This is a genomic window from Dysgonomonas sp. ZJ279 (genome assembly GCF_011039205.1).
In the GTDB taxonomy this organism is placed as follows: Bacteria; Bacteroidota; Bacteroidia; order Bacteroidales; family Dysgonomonadaceae; genus Dysgonomonas.
This window is the reverse complement of the sequence record NZ_JAAKEL010000008.1, coordinates 84347-106193: the sequence shown is the minus strand read 5'-3', so window position 1 is coordinate 106193 and position 21847 is coordinate 84347. Positions and strand designations below refer to the sequence as shown.

Sequence of the window (21847 nt, the reverse complement as noted above, 5' to 3'; positions counted from 1 at the left end):
AAAATAGTAGGGTATTCTTTCTATCTGAATTAACAGACAGATTGAATACCCTTTGTTTCAAAATTAAATATCATGAAAAAAACATTTACCATTATTTTATCATTTTTGTTTATTAGTACACTCAGTATGTCTGCGCAAATAGATGCGAATGAGCTTGCTAAATGGGAAGCACGTAAATACTCGATGTTTATCCATTGGGGAATTTATGCAGAATTGGGAGGTGTGTGGAAAGGTAAGAATATCTCCACAGGACTAAGTGAACAAATACAGGCGCATGCCGGTATATACAGCGATACTTATGCCGATGTTGCAAAACGATTTAATCCTGAAAAATGGAATGCTGATAGTGTTGTTATTCTTGCTAAAAAAGCAGGTATGAAATCTATTGTATTTACGTCGAAACATCACGATGGATTTTGTATGTATAAAACGAATACTACAGATTTTAATGTAGTGGACGCAACGCCTTACAAAAGGGATGTATTGAAAGAGCTATCAGAAGCTTGTGCTCGTCACGGATTGAAGTTTGGACTATATTATTCACTTATCGACTGGCATTTTCCGGCAGCGATGCCTATTTCGAGTCATAACTCGGATCTTATTCCTGCCGAACATTTCGAATATAATAAGAAACAAATACAAGAACTGCTTACCAATTATGGTGATATTTCCGAGCTGTGGTTCGATATGGGTTCTCACTCATTAGAGCAAAGCAAAGAAATGAAAGCATGGGTAAGAAAGTTCCAACCCAATTGTATGGTAGGAGGTCGCATTGGTAATGGACAGGGTGATTTTATGGTGATGGGCGACAATCAGGAGCCTGACTATATAATCGGAGTGCCTTGGCAATCTCCTGCTTCATTTTTCCACGAAACATGGAGCTACCGCTCATGGCAGGAGAGAGGAAGCGAAAAAGCCAAAATGAGAGAAAAGCTGATAAGTCTGATTCGTGTAACGAGCAGAGGCGGTAACTTTCTGTTAAACATCGGGCCTCGTGGTGATGGCTCAATTGTCGAGTTCGAAAAAGATGTATTGCTGAATATAGGTAAATGGCTTGACAAAAATGGAGAAGCTATTTATAACACAGATGCCGATCCTTTTCATTTGGCATTTACTTGGGGTTCGATAACATCAAAATCGGATAAGCTTTATTTGCATATATTGGATATGCCTGCCGATCGTAAAATCTTATTACCGGGTCTTGTCGGAAGTATCTCAGGAGTAAAAGTGTTGGGTGAGAAGACAGTATGCAAATATGAAAAAACGAAAGAAGGTGTTGTGGTAACGATTCCTAACTCTGTGGATGCAGAGGTAATAAATGTAATAGACATTTCTATCAAAAAAGGATATACAGTTCCTCCGTTGAATATAAAACCACTAACATCCGATCTTGTCTTGAATCAATATAATGCATTCAAATACTTTAGTAATAGCGGTGTCGATTATAATTCAATATACCAAAGTACAATTAAGGAAGAATGGACATTGTCGCCTGCTAAAACTGAAAAACGTGTTCCCCGATTAGTATATTCCGATCAGGAATTGGGTAAGACCATTCATTTGCAGTTGAATAAGCAAACTACTGATGTGTGGTTAGATGCATCTTCTCCTCAAACATTGGATAATGATATAGCTGGAATTACATGGGGAGATATTTATATGCAAGATGCTCGCTGGTCTTCGTTGATGGGTATGCCCGATGACATAAAGAAAGCTGATATAACTAAAGATTGGGGCGGAAAGCCTTGGAGAAAAACAACTTATAAGAATAATGAACGGTATTCATTACCCGGTGGTCTGCTTAATGCGTATTATACCTTACAAGAGATAACTTCGCCTGTCGATCAGCAGGTTGTTATATCGGTAACTTCGGGCGATGGTGTAGTTGTTGCGCTGAATGGTACGATTGCTGTTAATCACGGAAATCTGGAAAAAGTAGAAACATTGAAAGATATTGTAGTTCTTGATTTGAAGAAAGGAAAGAATCTGCTATTTGTTAAGTTTTACAGCAACTTCCAGAAAGAAATAACTTTTGGTATAGATAACAATGTTCCACAGCGTATTTATACGAAAGCATTGCCTGAAATTCAATTCAAAGCGAATGAATATTTTCCTGTGAATTGGAGTGTGAAAGCACCGATATCAATACATGAAACTATGAATTTGCCTAATTTGAATCTTAGTTTTCCTTTGAAATAAAAGAACGGTAAAATATATAAAACAAGAAAGGATAGCACATGCTATCCTTTCTTGTTTTATATATCAGTTGATAATAATTACCCTACGCTACCTTCCAAACTAATTTGAAGCAACTTCTGAGCCTCTACCGCAAACTCCATAGGGAGCTTTTGCATAACCTCTTTTGCATAACCATTTACGATAAGTCCTACTGCATCTTCGGTAGAAATACCACGTTGATTACAATAGAATACCTGATCTTCACTGATTTTCGAAGTTGTAGCTTCATGCTCTATTACTGCACTCGGATTGGCAATATCAGAATATGGGAATGTGTGTGCACCGCATTTGTCACCCAATAGTAAACTATCACATTGTGAATGGTTACGGGCTCCTTCTGCTTTTGCTGAGACTTTTACCAATCCACGATATGAGTTTTGGCTTTGTCCGGCAGATATACCTTTCGATACGATTCGGCTTTTAGTATTTTTACCCAAATGTATCATCTTTGTACCTGTATCGGCTTGTTGATGATGATTAGTAACAGCTACCGAATAGAATTCGCCGATAGAATCGTCGCCGGCAAGTATGCACGATGGATATTTCCACGTAACAGCCGAGCCTGTTTCTACTTGAGTCCACGATATCTTAGAGCCTTTGCCTTTGCAGATTCCTCTTTTCGTTACAAAGTTGTAAATTCCGCCTTTACCTTCTTTATCTCCCGGATACCAGTTTTGAACTGTAGAATATTTAACTTCGGCACGATCGAGAGCTATAATTTCTACAATCGCAGCATGCAATTGATTCTCATCACGCATTGGGGCTGTACATCCTTCCAGATAACTCACGTAAGAGTCGTCGTCGGCAACAAGCAATGTGCGTTCAAACTGTCCTGTATTAGCAGCATTTATACGGAAATAAGTAGATAATTCCATTGGGCAGCGTACGCCTTTGGGTATATAGGCAAACGAACCATCACTGAACACGGCAGAATTAAGAGCACCAAAGAAATTGTCGCTGTAAGGAACAACAGTACCCAAGTATTTCTTTACTAATTCGGGATGTTCTTGCACAGCTTCGCTAAACGAACAGAATATAATTCCTTTCTCAGCTAATACATCTTTGAATGTTGTTTTTACCGATACACTATCTATTACGGCATCTATAGCCATATTAGAGACTCCGGCAAGCATTTCGCGTTCATGTAACGGAATACCTAGTTTGTCGAAAGTTTTTAATAGTTCAGGGTCTACCTCGTCGAGGCTCTTAGGTCCGTCTTTCTTTTTAGGAGCAGCGTAATAACTAATACTCTGATAATCTATTTCAGGTATATTCAGGTGTGCCCATTCAGGCATTTTCAGTGTACACCAATGTCTGTAGGCTTTCAATCTGAACTCGAGCATCCACTCAGGTTCGTTTTTCTTTGCCGAAATAAGGCGCACTACATCTTCGCTTAAGCCAACGGGAATAACGTCGGTGTCAATATCTGTAACAAATCCGTATTTGTATTCTCCGGATGTGATTTCGTCTAAAATTTTATCTTGATCTTCTTGCATATTTATTTAATTTGGCAAAAGATTTACTTCTTTTGCTTTTTGAACTACAAATATATTACATTCTACGATGTAAACCATGATTATAGATATTTTACATCACTTATAGAACAGATAGAAGAGGGGTTTGTTTATATTTAGTTTTTTTTATATTTCAGTAATTGGAAATAGAAAGGGAGGTTCCCATTAATGAAACCTCCCTTTTTATGTGCTATAATTGAATGTTAATTTTTGAATGTCCCTACAACGGCAAAGCCTTTATACTTACCATCTAAGTCCAATGTGTAAATCTCATAATAAAATGTGCCATAATTAGAATAATCATAGCTGTTACTAATTTCAAAAGTTACGTATCTATCACTATTTTCGCTTATTTTTAGAATTGCCGCTGCTGTTCCTACATATTTTTCGCTATATGGGTCAATATACACCGTAAATCTGTGTGGTGAAGAAATTACCCCTAGATCAATAACTCGTTCAGGCGTTGCATTAACCTCATCTGCGTTTGTACGGGCATTCATGTCACTATTCATGCATAGTGTTAGGACTAATGTAAATAGAAAGATAATTTTTTTCATGGTTTAAATTTTAAAAAGTTTAGTTTTTAAATATATTAATAAATGCCGAGATGTGCAAAAAATATTAATATGTATATCTGTGTAATTAAATTAATGTATATTTGATTGGTCGGATAATGATGATTTTATCTGACTGGCATTGAGGGTAGGTTGTAGTTTGGGGTGAAGGTTGATTTGTTCTTCTGATAGATTAATTATAATAGTGAAAATGATGAAAAAAATATTAATCGTGTTGGTTGTTGCTGCCGCTGCTTTTCAGCATCAGGCCATAGAAGCCTGTACAGGTATTACGCTGACGGCAAAAGATGGCACACCTATTCTTGCACGTACTATTGAATGGGGAGGTAGTGAGTTAAATAGTCTGTACGTTGTTGTGCCACGTGGTTATAAGCAATATTCCTATCTGCCGGGCGGAAAATTGTCTGGTAAGGAGTTTATAGCACGCTATGGTTATATAGGCTTCGCAGTAGAACAAAAGGAGTTTGTAGCTGAAGGACTAAATGAGGCTGGTTTATCTGCCGGGTTATTTTATTTCCCCGGATACGGAAAATATGAAGACTATAATGAAGCTCAGAGTGCATCGACCGTTGCCGATCTACAATTGGTATCGTGGATGCTGGGAAATTTTGCTACTATTGATGAGGTAAAAGAGGGTATTAAAGCTATACATATTGCAGGGGTCGATCCGCGTGCTTCGACTGTGCATTGGCGTATTGCTGATGTCTCGGGTCGTCAGGTAGTGTTGGAGATTGTGGAGGGTAAACTTCATTTTTATGAGAACAAGTTAGGAGTGCTTACCAATTCGCCTGGTTTTGAATGGCAAATAACCAATCTAAACAATTATGTCAATCTCTTTCCCGGTGCGGCAGAATCTAGGCCGCTTGGAAATATACAACTAGCGCCCTTCGGCTCAGGTAGTGGTTTCTTAGGTATTCCGGGAGATGTGACACCCCCGTCTCGTTTTGTACGTGCTGCTTTTTATCAGTCTACTGCTCCCAAACAAGATACCGCACTTGGAACCGTGCTGCAAGGCTTTCAGATACTGAATAATTTTGATATACCTGTGGGAATTGAGTTTCCGCTAGGTCAGGTACCTGCCCCTATTCCTAGTGCTACACAGTGGACTTCGGCAACGGATATGACAAACCGTATCATTTATTACCGTACAATGTATAATAGTGCCATTCGTAGTATAGATTTGCGTGGGATAGACTTTGTTAACATAAAATACAGTGCTGTTCCCCTTGATGAAACGAAGCAGCAGCCAGTAGTGTCGGTGAAGATTAATTGATTGTGGCTCTTCTCGATAAAGAGGGATGTTGCTGACAAATAGAAAACAACATAGATTCAAATGTTATTTTAAATATATTTAATCTGTAGGGTTCGCAATAAAAGTGTTGGTTGTTTGAGATTTCAAATTTAGATTTCTACTTTTGTGAAACATCAAACGAAGAATAATGGATACTTTGAACGAAAGTCCTTATATGTTGTTTTCGAGGGAAAAATGGGCGGCACTACGTGATTCGGAACCATTGACTCTTACTTCCGAGGAGTTGCTGACACTTAAAGGTATAGATGATGAATTGTCTATCGAAGAGGTGCGCGATATATATCTTCCTTTATCGCGCCTGTTGAGTTACTACGTAAATGCACGTGTTGGCAGGCAGTCCGTTCTTCGAGCTTTCTTAAAGACAAAAGTGGAAAAAATTCCATTTATAATAAGTATCGCAGGTAGTGTGTCTGTCGGTAAAAGTACTACGGCTCGTGTTCTGCAGGCATTACTTAGTCGGTGGGGCGAAAATACACGTGTAGCATTGGTTACGACTGATGGCTTTTTATATCCGAATGCAGTATTGGAGGAAAAGGGTATTATGTTGAAGAAAGGTTTCCCTCAATCGTACGACATTAAACATTTGATTCAGTTTGTGATGGATGTGAAGTCGGGGAAGCCGGAAGTAAAGGTGCCGAAGTATTCTCATTTAATATATGATGTGGTACCAGACGAATATCAAGTGGTTCAGCAGCCCGATATACTTATTTTGGAGGGATTAAATGTTTTGCAAAGTGGAACTGACTATCCTCACGATAAACCGAGGGTGTTTGTATCCGACTTTGTCGATTTTTCCATATATGTAGACGCTGAGGAGGATTTGTTGGAACAATGGTATATTTCACGTTTCTTGAAGTTCAGAAAAGGTGCGTTCAGCGATCCTAAATCATACTTTCACAATTTTATTCAATTATCAGATAAAGAAGCTGTAAAGACTGCTCAAACAATTTGGCGCGAAATAAATAGCAAAAACCTGCGAAGAAACATCTTGCCAACGAGAGAAAGAGCTAGCCTGATGCTACATAAAGGTGAGAATCATGCTACGGAGTATGTGAGACTAAGAAAATGAAAATAGTAAAGACTCTATAACCTTTCGCTTTATTTATTAAAAAAAACAAAAATAATACCTAAACCGCTATTTATTTTGTTTCTTTGCTCCGAATTTGGGTGTATTGTGCTCATTTGGGTCTTACAGATTAGTTTTCTTATTATAATATGTCTAACAAACCTCAGGTAAAAAGCATGTCGTTGCTTACAGCAGGTGTGATTACTACAATTAGTATCACTCTTGTTCTATTTCTTTTAGGATTAACAGTTCTTGTTGGTTTTACAGCAAAAGGCTTTACATCCTATCTTAAAGAGAATTTAGGTATTTCTATAGAGCTATCTGAAAACCTGACCGATGCTGATATTGCGAAAATACAAAAGAATCTGGATGCGAATCCATATATAAAATCGGCAACCTTTATTAGTAAAGAAGAAGTGAAGAAACAGTTGGTCGAAGATTTAGGTCGCGACCCTGAAGAGGTATTAGGTTACGATCCTTCACGCAGCTATTTTGATGTATTTGTTAAATCAGACTATGTGAACCCTGATAGTATGAAGTTGGTTGAGAAAAGTCTAAAAGGTGGAAAATTGATTAAAAATGTAGTTTACAGTCCTGATGATATTGCAAATGCGAATTCAAATTTATCGATGGTCGGCACTATTTTACTTGTTCTAGCACTTATTCTTGTCTTTATATCTTTCACTCTTATACGCAGTATTATACAATTGAATATATATTCCAAACGATTCCTGATTAATACAATGAGGCTTGTGGGAGCAACCAATACTTTTATTCGTCGCCCATTTGTATGGAGTATGATCGGAAGCGGTATTATTGCTGCCATATTGGCTAATATAGCCATTACAGGCGTAGTGTATTATGTGACGAATGTATTTCCAGTTTCGATTTCTATTGTTAGCATGAATGAATTGTTAATGGTCTATGCGTCGGTGTTTGCTTTTGGAATAATTATTGCCGCGTTGGCAACAATATCGGCAGTGAACAGGTATTTAAGAATGACAACCAATAAACTATATCACGTTTAAAAATATGGATAAAAAAGATTTTGCTTTTGATAAGCTGAACTATATTATTTGCGCTGCATCAGTCCTTATTATAATCATAGGATTTGTATTGATGTTAGGCCCATCGTCAAGTATCGAAGGTGGTTTTGAACCGGATATTTTCAGTACAAAGAGAATCGTAGTTGCACCGATGGTTTGCTTTTTCGGTTTTCTCTTGATGATAGTAGGTATATTATATCCTCGTAAAAAAGAAATTTCCGCTGAGCAACAAGAACGTTGATTAGAATTCTAACCTAGACATAATAAAGAATGAGTATAATAGAGGCAATAATTATTGCCATCATTGAAGGGCTAACAGAGTTTTTGCCTATATCTTCTACGGGGCATATGATCATAGCCCAAAGCTTATTAGGTATCGAAAGTACTGAGTTTGTGAAAGCTTTTACTATTATAATACAATTCGGTGCTATATTATCGGTAATCGTTTTATACTGGAACCGTTTCTTTCGTTTGAATCATGATATTCCGGCATCTTTGATGTCGAGTGAAGAATCTTCGACAAAAGGTGGTTTCTCGCTTTTTGTTCAACGTATATTTTATAAGTTCGAGTTCTACTGGAAACTTTTAGCAGGTTTTATTCCTGCTGCTGGATTAGGTTTACTGTTTAGTGATAAGATTGATGAGTTGCTGGAAAATGTAACTGTGGTTGCTGTTACACTTCTGCTTGGTGGTATTGTAATGTTGTTTGTAGACAAATGGTTCAATAGACCTGAGGAAGGTGAGCAAAATATAACATATAAAAACGCCTTTATTATTGGTTTCTTTCAATGTATAGCAATGATCCCCGGTGTATCGCGCTCTATGGCTACTATCGTAGGGGGTATGAGCCGTGGACTGAGCCGTAAGAATGCAGCCGAGTTTTCTTTTTTTCTGGCTGTACCGACAATGGCTGCCGCTACGGGCTATAAATTATTGAAATTAATCCAGTCTCCCACTGGCTTTGAGTTATTGAAAGAGAATATGGGGGTATTGGTAATTGGTAATGTCGTTGCATTTATCGTTGCATTATTGGCTATCAAATTCTTTATCGGATTTGTAACTAAATATGGTTTTAAATTATTCGGATGGTATCGTATTGTACTCGGAGGAGTTCTATTGATATTATTGCTTACCGGTCATGACTTAAATATTATGTAATGGATTTTATAGAAGGAGAAATATTATATATAAATAAACCATTGCATTGGACGTCATTCACTTTGGTGAGAAAGTTAAGAAATAAACTTTGTCGCAATTTAGGTGTTAAGAAGTTGAAAGTTGGTCATGCAGGTACTCTGGATCCATTAGCTACAGGTGTAATGATTGTCTGTACAGGGAAAAAGACGAAACTGATAGAAACATTTCAATATCAAACAAAAGAATATGTTGCAACTATCAAACTAGGAAGTACAACACCCTCTTTCGATCTTGAAACGGAAGTGGATGCAACTTATCCGATAGAGCATATTACAAAGGAATTGGTTGCTGATAAGATAAAGGATTTTGTAGGTGAGATACAACAAATACCCCCAGCCTATTCGGCTTGTAAGGTAAACGGAGAAAGAGCTTATAATCTTGCACGCGAAGGGCAAGAGGTTGAATTAAAGCCCAAGTTGTTGGTAATAGACGAAATTGAATTGCTGGAATGTGATTTACCCGTTATCAAAATAAGGGTTGTTTGTAGTAAAGGAACATATATAAGAGCATTGGCTCGCGATATAGGTCTGGCGCTGGGATCAGGAGGGCACCTGATTGGTTTGGAGCGCACACGGATAGGAGAGGTGACTCTCGATCAGTGTATTGCCGGAGAGCAAGTAGAAGAGTTTGTAGATGCCTTAGTAATTGTAGAAAATAAAAATTAATATATAGATATTATGAAACTGTCCCAATTTAAGTTTGATCTTCCAGAGGAGCTTATTGCTACCCATCCTGCTAAAAATAGAGATGAGTCTCGATTGTTAGTTGTTAATCGTAAAACGGGAGAGGTTGAGCATAAGGTCTTCAAAGATATTATTACTTACTTCGACGATAAGGATGTATTTGTATTTAACGATACGAAAGTATTTCCTGCACGACTTTATGGAAATAAAGAGAAAACAGGTGCGACAATCGAGGTATTCTTGTTAAGAGAGCTGAACGAAGAGTTCCATTTATGGGATGTGTTGGTAGATCCTGCACGTAAGATCCGTATTGGTAATAAATTATATTTTGGTGACGATGATTCTATGGTTGCCGAAGTTATAGATAATACAACTTCACGTGGTCGTACACTTCGTTTCTTGTACGACGGACCGAGTGAAGAGTTTAAAAAGACGCTTTATTCGTTGGGTGAAACACCAATACCTAAGTATTTGGGACGTACCGAAGAAGCAGAAGATAAAGAACGTTATCAGACAATATTCGCTAAGACCGAAGGTGCTGTTGTAGCTCCCGCTGCCGGCTTACACTTTAGCCGCGAATTGATGAAGCGTCTTGAAATAAAAGGTATTGACTTTGCTTATATAACACTCCATTCGGGATTGGGGAACTATCGCGATATCGATGTAGAAGACCTGACTAAACATAAAATGGATTCGGAGCAGCTACGAATTACAGTAGAAACGGCCAATCAGGTGAATAAGGCGAAAGACGAAGGTCGCCGTATTTGTGCTGTTGGTACATCTGTTATGCGTGCTGTCGAAACAATTGTAAGTACTGACGGCCACCTTAAAGTGAATAATGGATGGACTAATAAGTTTATCTTCCCTCCCTACGACTTTGGAGTGGCTGATTCTTTGGTTACGAATTTCCATTTGCCACAATCTACATTATTGATGATGACTACGGCATTCGGTGGTTACGATCGTATTATGGAGATTTACGAAATGGCTGTTAAAGAGAAGTATCGCTTTGGTACTTATGGCGACGCAATGTTAATTGTGTAAATGTTGGAAAAAGAAACCTTGCATGATGTTTATCTCGGTCTGGGTACCAATCTAGGTAACAAGACTGAGAATCTTAATCAAGCATTGATAAATATAGAAGAGCGGATAGGCAAGATAATTGCCTCTTCCGCTTTTTATGTTACTAAACCTGTCGGATTCGATTCGGAGAATGAATTTTTGAATGCAGCGTGCCATGTACAAACGAAGCTGTCTCCACTTGAAATACTGCAATTAACACAGGCTATAGAAAAAGATTTAGGACGGAACTCCAAGTCGAAAGATAAAATCTATTCGGATCGGTTAATCGATATCGATATTCTCCTTTATGATGATGTGATTATAGAGGAACCTAACTTTGTTCTACCTCACCCACACTTGCACGAACGTATGTTCGTTCTTCAGCCACTGGCTGAGATTGCAGGCGGATGTGTACATCCTATATTCGATAAAACAATAAATCGCTTACTCGAGATGAAAAGGGGGGTGTAAGTTGTCCTTTCTCATCTCTGTTATTTTTTCGAGAAAGAAACTACCGATATTTGTAGCCTTTACTTTAGCTTCCTCGGTTTTCGCACCAATAAAGAGATCATCCAGAGTTTTGTACCATAGTCCGAGCCATCTGTCGAAGTGTTCGGCATATATAGGGAGTGATTTATGAACCATAAGCGGTCTACCATTATATATATCTTTATCGAACAGACGAGACTCCCAAAAATCATATAATTTTTGTAAATGTTCAGCCCAATGTTTGCCAATTTTCTCATTGAAGATGGGTCCAATCAAGTCGTCCTGTCTTACTCGTTGATAGAACTTGTTGACTAAGAGGATTACATCCTCCCTGTTTTCTATATCTTTTTTACCTGTTTCTTCCATCACGCAATGTGCTTTAAATTGTGAACAAGATAAGCAAAGAAATCTGATATGCAGAGTTTATTGCCTGATATCAGTCGCCTACTGCTCATTTGCAGCATGCGAGAAGAATGCGGGGAAGCAAGTAATACTTTCGTTATGATATCTATCTGAGACCGAAACAGTGTAATAAATACCGAAGTCGCCTTCACTGACAGGAAAGGAAAAATTGTTTCCACGTATGCCTGTTGCCAGAATGTTTCGAGGATCGTCTTTGTTCACATTTTCTTCGTACGATACATATACTGTATATGTAAAGTCTTCCGAATTATCAGGTGCTTCCCAGTTAATGTTCAGAGAACCGCTATTATCTTTGTAAACTTGTAGGTTGATCGGTGCATTTGGTGCTTCGTTATCCAGCCATGTCAGGGCTGGAAGCTTTGCAGGGTAAGGATAGAATGTTTGTATAGAATCTCTGACTCCTTTCAGGTTATTTAAGATGTTGCCTGTTCTGAAATATGCCTGCCCCGGTACTTTTGTTATACGGGTATAATTCATCTGATCGGTAATATTCTGTAATTCCCAGTTCTGCTCGTTCGACATCATCTGATATATTCCTAATCCCGGAACTACAAGACGACCATTGCTATTGGCCACCCAATCATCGAGAAACGGATAGAAGTAGCGTTCTTTATGATACATCATAGGAAAAACAAGATCGTGTTTTCCGCTCTTCATCCAATATCCGGCATCTTGAAATACAGTCTCATATCCTGTCCAGCCATCGTTTGGCGCAATTTCCGACAATACTCTGTACCGACCTAGTGGCGAGCTGCTAACTTGTACCCAGTTTTTGATCGCTTTGGTTGTATCATAAATATCGGTGACTAATTTATTTATATTATCTCTTCGCCAGTCATAAAGGCTTTTTCCATTGCCATATTTCTTGTATGTATCATCGTCCGGAAATTTCCGTGTATTACTAGGGTAGCGTATATAGTCGAAATGAACACCGTCTACATCATATTTTTGTACAATCTCTTTTACGATAGATACTATTAAAGCTCTGGCTTCGGGTCTGCCCGGATCGAGATACCATTGAGTATTAATTAATTTGTAGTAGTCCGGCTTGTTTTTTACAGCCGTTCTTTTCTTTTTTGTACCTGTCATCTGGGCTTGCCCCATAGGGAAGGTAATAAGCCATGCATGGCATTCCATTCCTCTTTTGTGACATTCTTCAATAGCAAAAGCCAGTGGGTCGAAACCATCTGTTTTACTGAAGTATGGGCTTAAAGGCTCAATTGACGATCTATAAAGAACAGAACCTTGTGCCCGTGCCTGAAATAATACAGTATTGATATTATCCGCTTGCAATTCGTCGAGAATCTTTCGCAGCTGTTCTTTCTGAGCGGCGGTGCTGGTTCCCTGTTTGGGCCAGTCTAAACCCCAGTTGGTTGTTAACCATACGGCTCTGACTTCTGTTGCCGGAATCTTGGAGAAACAACTGACAGATAAAAATATAAATGTAAGGAGGCTGTATATAAGTCTCATATATTATAATCCACTAAAATTAACATCATTAAATAATAAAGAAGGAAGTCGTCGTGAAGAAGTATTACGAGAGTCATTACCTACTTCGATAAGATCAGACCATAAGTCTAATAAGTTTCCTGTAATATTCATTTCGCTGATTGGGGTTGTCGCAATACCGTTTTCTATAAGAAATCCTTCTACTCCGAACGAAAAATCGCCTGTCGTAGAATTGCTGTTACCACCATTGAAACCTGTTACCCAGATACCTTTTTGTATTGATTGTAAGAGAGAGTCAAAGTTCTTATCGCCGAGTGTAGTACTTATGATAGACGGCGAAGCAATGGTTGGTTCTACGTCCATCTTTAACCCATTGTATGTATCAATAAAGTATGTATTAAGTACTCCTTTATCTATTATAGTTCGTTGGCTGGTTGCAACTCCCTCTCCATCGAACCACCTTGCACCAAAGGCTTTTTGGAGATGTGGTGTATCTGTAATTGTAAGTTTTTCAGATGCTATTTTTTGTCCTAGTTTATCTAATAAAAAAGAATTCTTTTGTTGCAAAGCTGACCCATACATTGCACTAATCATCGGGGAGAGCAGTCGTGATGATGTTGTGTTGTCGAGTAACATCGCATACTTGCCCGATTTTATTTTCTGTTGTCCGATCTTTTGCAACGCACGTTCCATCGCTTTTGCTCCGATACCCTTTTTAATTAAATCGTTCCAGTAAATAGAACTATCGTACCAATAGGATTCAGCACGCGCCTCACTATCTGTTTTTAGAGCAACTTCTACCGTAAGATTGAATGCCGAATCGATTGTTTCGGCCTCGAATCCATTGCTTGCAATCATATATTCAGCCCCTACACCATCGTCGTAGGCAGATGATATAGAGATTATTCTATTGTCGGACTGATAAATTTCTTCTACAGCCTGTTTTGCTATCTCCAGCTTTTTATCTGTATTTATTGTATCGAATGAGCTGTCATAAAGATCTAAATCTTTGCCATCGGGCTTGTAATATCTGCTTGACTCGGGTAATCGGCGGAAAGTGTCTTCTGCTAAATATTTTGTAGAAGTAATTCCTTCTTTAATAAAGCTTTCCAGTTCATTTTTCTCAATACGATTGGTTGAGAAAGAACCATAACGCCCGTCTGTGAATAGCTCTATATATAATTTATTCTCTGAACTTTGATGTAATTTGTCGAGTTGGGTATTTCTGTATTCAAACGAATTATTATTTGCTGTAATAATCGAAACCCGCGCAGCCTGACACCCATTTTTCAATGCAAAATCCATTGCCCATTGGGCTATATTTTTCTGATCGGTTGTAATCATCTGATAAGTCTTTCTATTTAAGAAAAACAAAATTACGCAGAATTAGTTTAAAAATGTCTTAAAAGAAAAATATTACTCATTTTTGTAACGTCTCGGTTTTCTTTACGTCATACTGATTAAGGTGTATTCTAATAATCTATGAATTTAAAGAAAATGAAAACATATATAACCCTATTTACCCTCCTTCTTTGTTGTGTTTCGATCCGTGCTGTTGATATAAAAGGACGTTTGATAGATTCTAAAACGAAAGAGCCTGTTGAGTTTGCAACAACTGTACTACTAAAGTCTGATTCGACTTATGTGGCAGGGGCACAATCCGATTCTATGGGATTGTTTGATATTGGTGGGCAGTTTATAAAACAGGATTATTTACTTAAGGCTACATTCTTGGGATATAAAACCACTTATGTTCAACTGAAAAATTTAGCAGCGAGTGTAGATTTAGGAGATATAGAGCTTTCAGAAGACTCTAAACTGCTTGGAGAGGTAACCGTTACAGGTAATAGAATAATAAATAAAGTAGACCGGCAGATAATTATGCCTGACTCGATGCAGATAAAAAGTTCGACCAACGCATTCGAGTTGTTGGAGCACATGTCGTTAGCCCGCCTAAATATCGATCCTGTCAACCGGACTATAAAAGTGGCGAACGAAGAGGTACAGTTGCGAATAAACGGTGTCAGGGCAACCATAGAAGAGGTAATAGCTTTGCGTCCGCAGGATATTCTTCGTGTGGAATATTTTGAAGATCCCGGTGTTCGTTTTGGTGATGAGGATGTTGGTGCTGTTGTAGATATTATTGTTGACCGTAGCGCGCAAACAGGTGGTTATGTGGCCGTAGATGGTCGTAATGCTCCATTTGTTGGTTTTGGAGACGATAATCTTACCTTCAAAATAAATAATAAGGCGTCTGAGTTTGGGTTGAATTACAATGCTTCTTATCGTTCTTATGATGATATGTGGATTAATCAAACTCAAACATTCAATTTCCCTAACAATCCTGTAGTTCGTGACGAACAAGGAATAAAGCAGCCGTTCCAATATCAATATCACAGGCTCAATCTGTCCTATAATTTAACAGTTCCCGATAAGCGGGTTTTTAATATTATCTTTAAGAATCAGATATTCGATAAAAAAAATGATGCGGCAAGCAATATCTTCTACTCGAATAGCTTGAGGCAAACACATACACAATCGAATGCCAAATTTAATGAGTATATGCCAGTATTGGATGTTTTTTACAAGCAGGAACTGAAAAGTAAGCAATCCATTGCCTTGAATGTGGTTGGTACATATATCAATTCGAGTAGTGAGAATAAATTTGTAGAAAGAGAGGGCGACGTCCTCATATCCGATATTTTAAATGAAATAGATGGTCGAAAGTATTCCCTTATATCGGAGATTGTATATAGTAAGGAGTTCGACAAAACGTCTATCAGCGGTGGTGCAAAGCATACTCAAGGTTATGCGGATAACAGTTATAGCGGCAATAACACGATCAAAACAAACATGAAAAATGCAGAATCGTATGTTTTTGCGCAAGTGCAGGGTAAGATCGCAGGCAAACTAGGCTATACTCTGGGTGTCGGCGGTTCTCGCATGTGGTTTCAGGAAGGAACTAATGATATTACCTTTTATACCGTACGCCCTTCGCTTCAGTTCAATTATCCTGTAAATGATAATCTGAACTTGAAATATAATTTAAGAGCCTTTACCCGTACACCTTCACTCGGGCAGTTGAGCAATGTGGAACAACAGATAGATACCTATCAGATAAATAGAGGTAATCCATCATTAGAGCCAGGCAATGTATATCGTAACACTTTTTCGATAAGTTACAATAAGGGTATATTTTCGGCAAATACCGATTTGGAATATTGGTATTTTCACCGTCCGTTAGCCGACTCGCATTTTATAGAAGGAGATAAGGTGATTACTATGAGAGAGAATCAGAGAGCGCTCAACTATTATGCCGTAAACTCTGATCTTACACTCAAAATCATAAAAGATATCTGGAGTGTAAATGCATGGTTCAGATATGTAAAAGAAAATTTTAAGAATAATACCGGTACTAATAATTATGATATGATTTTTGGAGGCTTCCGTTCCAATCTTCAATACAAGAATTACAGTCTTGTTGTTGGTGCGGAATCTCGTTACAAGGAACTTTGGGGACAAACAATATATTATGGTGAAGACTGGAATTATGTAGAAGCGGGGTACAAACATAAAGAAGCGAAGCTATCGCTCGGGATGTCCTATCCGTTTAAAGATTATTGGAGTTCGGGAAGCAGGAATATATCAGCTGTTATGCCATCAGAATCGTGGTCGTATATTGGTGGGAATGGTCGTATGCTTTACGTGCGGTTTGCATGGAATATGTCTTTCGGAAGAAAGCATAAGGCGGCAGAAAAGAGTCTGGAAAATGCAGATACTGATAAAGGAACACTGTGAAAATAGAAGAGGGTGTAGCATAAGTAAAAATACATTGTAAAAGTGTTACACTCTTTTGTCATTCTGAACGAAGTGAAGAATCCCAGCTTTCCATAAGAGATACTTCTCTCCGTTCAGGATGACAGAATCGTACGAAAATTTACTTATGACATACCCTCTTCTATTGTATTATTATTATTCTCCGCCTACGGTTAATTTTCTAACTAATACCGATGGCAAGCCTTGTCCTACGGGAACACCCTGTCCGTCTTTGCCACAAGTCCATGAACCCTCATCTATTTTGAGGTTGTTACCTACCATTGTTATATCGGCAAGTGCTTTCGGCCCATTCCCTATTATGTTGATATCTTTTATAGGTTGGGTCAGCTTTCCATTCTCGATCAGATAGCCTGTTTTTACGAAGAAAGTAAAATCTCCTGCGCCTATTTGTACCTGTCCATTCGTGAAGTTATCTACATATACACCTTGCTTTACAGATGCTATAATGTTGGCTTCATCTTCATTGCCATTTTCCATATATGTAACACGCATACGAGGTAGCGGAGCGTAGCGAAACGATTGACGGCGACCGTTTCCAGTTGGATTTACACCATAATGTTTTGCACTGATACGGTCGTGAAGATAGCTTTCCAATACACCATCTTTCACAATGTATGTCTTTTGGCTCTCAATACCTTCATCGTCGAAATTAATAGAACCACGCGCATTGTCCATTGTCCCATCATCCACTACATTGATATGTGGCGAGCAAATCGTTTTACCCAATTGGTCTGTAAAAATAGAAACATTCTTTCTGTTGAAATCAGCTTCGAACGAATGACCGATTGCTTCATGCAGCAGAATGCCGGAGCTTCCGGCACCCATAACTACGGGCATTTCTCCACCCTTAGGTTTTACGGCTTCAAACATAAGAGATGTTTGCTTTACAGCTTCCTTTGCAAGGGTTTCGATTAAGTCTTCCGATAAGAACTCAAAACCTTTACGATAGGCGCGAGAAGCATAACCGTTTTCTATTTTACTGTTTTCTTCCATCGTACACGAGCCGTACATAACACACATCGGACGATAATCCCATGATAATGTACCTTCCGAATTGAAGAACAAGATATAAGAAGTAGAATCACTTAAACTTACAGAAGCTTTAATAGTTCGTTTGTCTAATTCAAAAATACGATCATTCAGTTTTTGAACAAACGATTTCTTGTCAGCAACCGATACGCCTAGCCAAGGCTTTTCTATTTTGTAATAATTCTTGAAATGCGTATCCTTTATTTCAACTGGATTCGCAGTTTTAGAAGAACTTGCTATGCTTGCTGCTGTTTGCGCAGCTTTCAGCAGATCCTTAATGTTCGTATTCTCTACGTAGGCATACCCTGTCTGATCACCTGATACGACCCTAACACCTACACCGAAATCGATATTCGATGATGCTCTGTTTACTTCTCCGTCGCGTAAGGCAATGTTGTTGCTGAATGTATGTTCGAAGAATATGTCGGCATAATCTCCGCCTTTGCTCAACGCTTCGGCTATTACTTGTTTCAGGTCATTTTCGCTAACGGTAAAGTGCTGAAGTATATCGTGTATGTTTTTTATATCTATCATAATCTGTCTGATAATTTATGCTTGTTCTATATTCATCATTTTGAATTGACGAAGCTGCCATAAGAACAACGCAGTAGTCAATAAAGTTGATAAAAGGTCGGCTACGGGTAGAGACATCCATACTCCGTCTATATGAAAGAAATGAGGAAGGATGAATAATGCCGGCACCAACACTAGAAATTGGCGGGAAAGGCTTAAAAAAATCGATTTCTTAGCCATCCCGATACTTTGAAAAAAGTTAGTTACTACTATCTGAAACCCGACAAGAGGTAGCATCAGTGTTACAATATTCAGCGCTCTTGCCGACTCTGTAGCCAGTAGGGGGCTCGGATTGAACGGCTTTACGATTATATCCGGGAGCAAGAGACCAATAATCAGTCCTATTGCTCCGATACAGATACCCACTTTTATCGTATAATTTAAAGTCTCTTTTACTCTGTTAAATCTTTTTGCTCCGTAGTTGTAGCCGACTATTGGCTGCATGCCTTGCGTCAGTCCTATCATTGTCATCAGGATAAGCATTACTAACGTGTTGGCGATAGTATAAGCACCTACAGCAACCTTTCCGCCATATATTTGCAACTGATGTATAATGAGGAATATAACGGTGGATGCAGAGATTTGTATGAAAAAAGGCGATAAGCCGATGCTCACGATTGCTTTAACTATCTTGGCATCCAGTCTCACATAAGACCAGCGAAGCCGCAACATGCTATTCCTGTTCATAAAGTGATGCATCACAAAGCACAAACCAATAAACATTGATATAACAGTTGCGATAGCAGCACCTTTTATTCCCAATTTAAATACAAAGATAAAAAGAGGAGCAAGTATGATATTTGCCACAACGCTAATCAGCATTGTGAACATGGCTTTTTGAGGATAACCCGATGCACGCATCATATTGTTGAATCCAAAACACATGGTAGCAAAAATACTACCCGGCAGAAGATAGTATAAAAACTCTTGTGCATATTCGAATACCTTACCATCCGCCCCTGACAGTGTAAGAATTGAATTTGTAAAAACAAGCAGGATAACGGTTGTGGGCAATGTAAATAGTAAGGATAGGAGCAAGGCATTCCCTAATACTTTTTCGGCAGACTCTTTATCTCCCATACCCATGTAGATGGATATACGGCTGGCAGAACCAGCCCCGACAAGCATCCCAACGGCCGTCATAACTGTCATTAAAGGTAGAGCAATACCAATAGCGCTTATTGCGTCGTCTCCCAAATCGGGAGCATTACCGAGAAAGAACCTGTCGATGATATTGTATAAAGCATTTACTGTGGTTCCTATGATAGCTGGAATTGCGTATTGCCAGAGGAGTTTGCTGATTTTTTTATTTTCTAAGTCGTCTATATTTGCGGTCTTAAGCATTTCTCAATGTTTAAATATTAAGGAGTGTGTTCCTCCCATCTTTTTGCGAATACAAAGGTACGATTCTATTTCCTTTTTTACCTGTTTAGCTTGAAATAAAAAGTGTGAAAATTTTCTTATAAATTAAAGTTATTTTCATTTACTTACGCTATTGAATGCCATATTGTAATTATATTTCTTAAATTTGCGAGATTGTTCTGGACAGAGCAGAAGTTAGTTATTTGAAATATAATAATCTTAAGCAAGATTAATAATGAATGTATTAGAATTGAGCGAACAAGAGGTTGTTCGAAGAGGTAGTTTAGAAGAGATGAGATCGTTGGGTATAGAGCCATATCCTGCTGCTCTATACGATGTGAACGCATATTCTACAGATATAAAAAATGAATTTAAGGACGAAGCCGAACGCCGCGAGGTAATTATCGCAGGTCGTATTATGGGACGTCGTATCATGGGGAAGGCTTCTTTTATGGAGCTTCAGGATGCTGAGGGACGTATACAGGTGTATATCTCTCGCGATGATCTTTGTCCCGATGAAAATAAAGATTTATACAATGTTGTATTCAAGAAACTTTTAGATATAGGTGATTTTGTAGGAGTGAAAGGATTCGTTTTTCGCACACAGATGGGAGAGATTTCTGTTCACGCCGAAGAAATAACCGTTCTTGCTAAATCATTGCGCCCGTTGCCTGTAGTTAAGGTGAAAGACGGTGTGACTTATGATGGTTTCTCTGATCCGGAACAGCGCTATCGCCAACGTTATGTTGACCTGATAGTGAACGAAGGGGTTAAAGATGTTTTTATGAAAAGAACGAAAGTTTTTAACTCTATGCGTGAATTCCTTAATGGACATGGATATATTGAGGTAGATACGCCTGTTCTGCAAAGTATTCCTGGAGGAGCTACTGCCCGTCCTTTTACAACACATCATAATGCTTTAGATATTCCGCTATACCTCCGTATTGCAAATGAACTTTATCTGAAAAGGCTGATTGTCGGCGGTTTTGATGGGGTTTATGAATTCTCGCGCAATTTCCGAAATGAGGGAATGGATCGTACTCATAATCCTGAATTTACAGTGATGGAGTTTTATGCTGCCTATAAGGACTATAATTGGATGATGGATTTTACAGAGCGTATGCTTGAAAAAATCTGTATTGATGTACATGGAAGCACTAAAGTGAAGATGGGCAACAATGAGATTGACTATAAAGCGCCTTATCCTCGTGTGACTATGATAGATTCTATTAAACACTTCACAGGTGTTGATATCAGTGGAATGGATGAGGTTCAATTGCGTGAAGTCTGCAAACAATTGAATATAGAGCAGGACGAAACAATGGGTAAAGGCAAACTGATTGACGAAATATTTGGTGAAAAATGTGAGGGGAATTATATTCAACCCACTTTTATTATCGATTATCCGATCGAGATGTCGCCTTTGACAAAGAAACATCGGAACAATCCTGAACTTACCGAACGTTTCGAACTGATGGTAAATGGTAAGGAACTTGCAAATGCATATTCGGAGTTGAACGATCCTATCGATCAACGTGAGCGTTTCGAAGATCAGCTGACATTGTCTGAAAAAGGAGATGATGAAGCGATGTTTATCGATCAGGATTTCTTGCGAGCTTTGGAATATGGTATGCCTCCAACAAGTGGTATCGGTATAGGAATGGATCGTTTGGTAATGTTTATGACCGGTCAGGAAAGTATTCAGGAGGTAATGTTTTTCCCTCAGATGCGTCCTGAAAAAGTAGCGAAGAAAGACCCTGTGGCTAGATATGCCGAATTGGGTATTGCTGAGGCTTTAGTGCCTGCTATTCAAAAAGCCGGATACTTAACAGTCGAGGATATGAAAGAAGTAAATCCTCAGAAAGTACGTCAAGACTTAGGGGATATAAATAAGAAATATAAATTAGATCTGGCATTACCTTCAGTAGATGAAGTTGCCGGTTGGTTAAGTAAAATCAATTAAACGACTAATTTTTTAACTAGAACAAAAAA

The 21847-nt window shown here is 38.5% G+C and carries 18 protein-coding genes; 11 read left to right on the top strand and 7 right to left on the bottom strand.

Annotated features, from left to right (window positions below; all coding sequences use genetic code 11):
• Positions 1–72 precede the first annotated feature (72 nt).
• Positions 73–2199 (top strand): alpha-L-fucosidase, encoded by a 2127-nt coding sequence (locus G7Y57_RS10985; RefSeq protein WP_165023849.1) that lies wholly within the window; start codon positions 73–75, stop codon positions 2197–2199.
• Positions 2200–2276: 77 nt separating this feature from the next.
• Here G7Y57_RS10985 and sufB read toward each other — a convergent pair whose 3' ends face one another.
• Together sufB and G7Y57_RS10975 are read right to left on the bottom strand one after the other, a co-directional pair.
• A complete protein-coding gene (gene sufB / locus G7Y57_RS10980; RefSeq protein ID WP_165023846.1) occupies positions 2277–3734 on the bottom strand; it encodes a Fe-S cluster assembly protein SufB in 1458 nt (485 codons plus the stop codon).
• Between the two features lie 221 nt (positions 3735–3955).
• Positions 3956–4309, bottom strand: coding sequence for a hypothetical protein (locus tag G7Y57_RS10975; protein ID WP_165023844.1), 354 nt, complete (start codon positions 4307–4309; stop codon positions 3956–3958).
• 208 nt (positions 4310–4517) lie between these two features.
• On the opposite strand from G7Y57_RS10975, the gene G7Y57_RS10970 reads away from it, so the two are divergent.
• The 8 genes from G7Y57_RS10970 to folK all read left to right on the top strand — a co-directional run bounded on the left by G7Y57_RS10970 (position 4518) and on the right by folK (position 11164).
• Positions 4518–5600, top strand: a complete 1083-nt coding sequence (locus G7Y57_RS10970; protein ID WP_165023841.1) for a linear amide C-N hydrolase — start codon at positions 4518–4520, stop codon at positions 5598–5600.
• A 166-nt stretch (positions 5601–5766) separates the two neighbouring features.
• Positions 5767–6708 (top strand): type I pantothenate kinase, encoded by a 942-nt coding sequence (coaA, locus tag G7Y57_RS10965; protein WP_165023839.1) that lies wholly within the window; start codon positions 5767–5769, stop codon positions 6706–6708.
• Between the two features lie 146 nt (positions 6709–6854).
• On the top strand, positions 6855–7733 hold the full coding sequence (locus G7Y57_RS10960; RefSeq protein WP_165023836.1) for a cell division protein FtsX: 879 nt from the start codon (positions 6855–6857) through the stop codon (positions 7731–7733).
• Between the two features lie 4 nt (positions 7734–7737).
• Positions 7738–7992, top strand: a complete 255-nt coding sequence (locus G7Y57_RS10955) for a DUF3098 domain-containing protein (protein ID WP_165023833.1) — start codon at positions 7738–7740, stop codon at positions 7990–7992.
• Between the two features lie 29 nt (positions 7993–8021).
• Positions 8022–8909 carry an undecaprenyl-diphosphate phosphatase gene (locus G7Y57_RS10950; protein WP_165023831.1) on the top strand — a complete coding sequence of 296 codons (888 nt, stop codon included), beginning with the start codon at positions 8022–8024 and terminating at the stop codon, positions 8907–8909.
• A complete protein-coding gene (truB, locus tag G7Y57_RS10945) occupies positions 8909–9613 on the top strand; it encodes a tRNA pseudouridine(55) synthase TruB (protein ID WP_165023828.1) in 705 nt (234 codons plus the stop codon). Before G7Y57_RS10950 ends, truB begins: the two co-directional genes overlap by 1 nt.
• A 12-nt stretch (positions 9614–9625) precedes the next feature.
• Positions 9626–10675, top strand: coding sequence for a tRNA preQ1(34) S-adenosylmethionine ribosyltransferase-isomerase QueA (queA, locus tag G7Y57_RS10940; RefSeq protein ID WP_165023826.1), 1050 nt, complete (start codon positions 9626–9628; stop codon positions 10673–10675).
• Positions 10676–11164, top strand: a complete 489-nt coding sequence (folK, locus tag G7Y57_RS10935) for a 2-amino-4-hydroxy-6-hydroxymethyldihydropteridine diphosphokinase (protein ID WP_165023823.1) — start codon at positions 10676–10678, stop codon at positions 11162–11164.
• Here folK and G7Y57_RS10930 read toward each other — a convergent pair.
• The 3 genes from G7Y57_RS10930 to G7Y57_RS10920 all read right to left on the bottom strand — a co-directional run bounded on the left by G7Y57_RS10930 (position 11138) and on the right by G7Y57_RS10920 (position 14398).
• Entirely contained in the window at positions 11138–11548 is a 411-nt protein-coding gene (locus tag G7Y57_RS10930; protein ID WP_165023821.1) for a group III truncated hemoglobin, read from the bottom strand. The two genes, folK and G7Y57_RS10930, sit on opposite strands and share 27 nt — an antisense overlap.
• 78 nt (positions 11549–11626) lie before the next feature.
• Positions 11627–13075 carry a glycoside hydrolase family 10 protein gene (locus G7Y57_RS10925; RefSeq protein ID WP_165023818.1) on the bottom strand — a complete coding sequence of 483 codons (1449 nt, stop codon included), beginning with the start codon at positions 13073–13075 and terminating at the stop codon, positions 11627–11629.
• 3 nt (positions 13076–13078) lie between these two features.
• Complete coding sequence (locus G7Y57_RS10920; RefSeq protein ID WP_165023816.1) at positions 13079–14398, bottom strand: TldD/PmbA family protein; 1320 nt, start codon at positions 14396–14398, stop codon at positions 13079–13081.
• 153 nt (positions 14399–14551) lie between these two features.
• Between G7Y57_RS10920 and G7Y57_RS10915 the strand changes: the two genes are divergently transcribed.
• Positions 14552–16852, top strand: a complete 2301-nt coding sequence (locus G7Y57_RS10915; RefSeq protein WP_165023814.1) for an outer membrane beta-barrel protein — start codon at positions 14552–14554, stop codon at positions 16850–16852.
• A 174-nt stretch (positions 16853–17026) separates the two neighbouring features.
• Here the strand turns inward: G7Y57_RS10915 and G7Y57_RS10910 are convergent, their stop codons facing one another.
• Positions 17027–18454: a TldD/PmbA family protein gene (locus G7Y57_RS10910; protein ID WP_165023811.1), complete on the bottom strand. Its 1428-nt coding sequence runs from the start codon at positions 18452–18454 to the stop codon at positions 17027–17029.
• Positions 18455–18469: 15 nt separating this feature from the next.
• A complete protein-coding gene (locus tag G7Y57_RS10905; RefSeq protein WP_165023809.1) occupies positions 18470–19837 on the bottom strand; it encodes an MATE family efflux transporter in 1368 nt (455 codons plus the stop codon).
• A gap of 253 nt (positions 19838–20090) precedes the next feature.
• Between G7Y57_RS10905 and lysS the strand changes: the two genes are divergently transcribed.
• Positions 20091–21818 (top strand): lysine--tRNA ligase, encoded by a 1728-nt coding sequence (gene lysS, locus G7Y57_RS10900; RefSeq protein ID WP_165023805.1) that lies wholly within the window; start codon positions 20091–20093, stop codon positions 21816–21818.
• Positions 21819–21847: the final 29 nt, after the last annotated feature.